This is a genomic window from Xanthomonas sp. D-99, assembly GCF_017746145.1.
GTDB lineage: Bacteria > Pseudomonadota > Gammaproteobacteria > Xanthomonadales > Xanthomonadaceae > Xanthomonas > Xanthomonas cissicola.
Map to the genome: position 1 here is coordinate 1 of NZ_JAGHWU010000094.1, position 2,003 is coordinate 2,003.

The 2,003-nt window shown below is 55.1% G+C and carries 1 protein-coding gene; it reads right to left on the reverse strand.

Annotated elements, in window-relative coordinates; genetic code table 11:
* Nucleotides 1-496: 496 nt before the first annotated feature.
* The coding region (locus tag J7360_RS20260; protein WP_209034661.1) for an HNH endonuclease family protein at nt 497-2,003 on the reverse strand (1,507 nt) is incomplete at its 5' end.

The window sequence follows — 2,003 nt, forward strand, 5'->3', positions numbered from 1 at the left end:
CGTGCGTCTGTGAACCGGGAAATTCCCGCGGAAAGCGCCAGAAATGGCGAAATTCCGAAGTTCCAAAAGCCACTCTTCGGAACGACGCCACCTTCCGCCCTGTCAGGTCTCGTTGTTCAGACCTTCCCTAGGTCCATCAAAGTGTCGGGGATCGACGCTGATGTATCTTGCCGAGCGGCCACGTCGAGGTCAAAGGCAAGACCGGATCGCTGCATGTCAATTCCGAGCCTTACGTGTTCATGGAAGACTGGAACGTCGTTACCTGTGTTGCGAACAAAGCGGACCGAAGATCTTGTTACTCGCCTTCTGCGATGGGCGGCAATGCCCGCCTTCCAACTACACGTCGTCAATTTCACAACGACGAGGATCGAGACCGCGACTTAGTATGACGAATGCCCGCTTGCCTGCGCAGAGCAATCCTTGGGCATCAGATTGCCCAAGGATTGCGTGATGGAACATTCTTTCGCGCTGACCAATAAATACGATTCGGAGAGACCTAGCTGTTCGCTGTCTTGCCTGCAGCTGGCCAGATACGAAGCAACTGCGCAAAGAGGTGCTCAGTGCGAGTCCGGATTGCCGCCTCGTGCCAGTCGTCGGCTTCCTTCCCATGAAAGTAGCGAGTCAAGTTCATCTTGGAATACTTCAAGAGCTCCGAGCGCTTGTTCGTCCAAGCAGCATTTTGCAAAGACGAATTGAATTTTCCGGTGATCAGGGTCAAGTTACCCAAGGTGTTGAGCATGACGCTTCTACGAACTATGGCCTTCTGCTTGGTCAGCTCATCCACCTGATCTTGTTCCGGCAGTGGCCAGTGGGTAAGCCAGGCTTGCGGCATCACATGTTCGATGGTGAGCTTCGATGGCATCGCGATCGCTTCGCTCTTGCTAGACATGGAGAATGCATCCAAGGCTTCAAGCACGGCACGCACCTTCTTCTGTGCCAACCTGCCATAAAGCTCCTGCTCGAAGATCGCCACGAGTAATTCATCATCCGTCGGGAACTTGGTGCTCTCGCCGGTGCCCTTGCCCAGTTGCTCAGCGACGGTGGCCGCGGACACTCCGCCCGCCTTCTCAACGGCCTTGATCAAGTCCACAAACAGCCGGTTGTAGTTCTTTGTCGTGTAGTTGGTAATCAGGCGGCGCATCAGGAAGCTTTCGAGCACGCCTAAGATCTTGTCGAACTCGTCCCTGTTGTCGGGCATCAGGCTCGCGTAAGCATACAGGAGGAACGGGTAGACCGTGGCAGTGTCTACCGCTTCCAAACGGCGTAGGAACAGCGCCAAAGCGTCATGATCTTTGGGCTCATAGAACGCCTGGAAGATATCCCCAAATTGAGCGAGTTGCTGGATATGGGCCGCTGGTGTCATGGGAGCCGGAATGCTTGCTTCTGGATCCGCCTCTGCATGGTCTACAAAGTTCTTGTAGGCATTGAACAGGTGGGTGGACTTCACCTCATCCCGAGTCATCATGGACAGGTAGTGGTTGATGAAAAGGTCAATGCGGGGGCGGTAGATGCGACCCTGCTGGACGGGCTCTCGCCAGAACTTGCTGTCAAAGCGCTCCCAATGCTTGGCGTAGAGATTTTCTACATGCTTCTCCGTCGCACCCTCTACCCTCGCAGCTTTGCGGAACAGATAGTTCTTGATCAGATCAGCAGGTAAGAGCTCGGTGCCGCGAGCATTGAGCGTTTCGAAGATGACTTGCGTTTCATCGCCCGCAGTCAAGTTGATCACCACCAGCTGTAACCCATCCTGCACGACCAACCAGGCGCACTCTAGTCGGTCCCAAACTGTCTTGCCAGATAGCGCTTCGGCATCGGCCTCGTCATCCAGCTTGCCCGCAGCCCAGTCGACTAAGTGCTTGCTGAAATAGCGATAAGCGCCAACAATCTGGCTGCCATGAAGCTCTGGCTTTCCTTTGGCCCCCTGCTCTACCTCGGCGTCGGAAGTGGAATCACATACCAGCCGGAATGCAGGCCGGTCGGAGTTAGGGAAGGTCTGATCAACT